General features: G+C 45.1%; 1 pseudogene. It reads left to right on the forward strand.

Annotated elements, in window-relative coordinates:
* A pseudogene (locus AAEY79_RS16115) lies at nucleotides 1–244 on the forward strand (hypothetical protein); the annotation flags it as partial.

The raw sequence follows: 244 nt of genomic DNA on the forward strand, positions 1-244 counted from the left end.
CTACTAGGCACATTGGATGTACGCTGGGTACCTTGGAGTGACTTTAGTATTGTGCCTCCTCTTTATAATGCCTACTCTAAAGGAGCCGTTGCTGGTGGCTTACCACTATTGTCTTATGACAAAGACCAATGGAAAGTCGACGTTGGTTTGGCTAAACGCTTCAACGAAAAATTAGCGGGTTCTGTTGTGGTTGGTTATGACTCTGGTGCAGGTGATCCTGTCAGTTCATTGGGTACTATTGATG

Origin of the sequence: Psychrobacter sp. GW64-MNA-CIBAN-0177, from assembly GCF_040309585.1 — a bacterium.
GTDB classification, from domain to species: Bacteria; Pseudomonadota; Gammaproteobacteria; order Pseudomonadales; family Moraxellaceae; genus Psychrobacter; species Psychrobacter okhotskensis.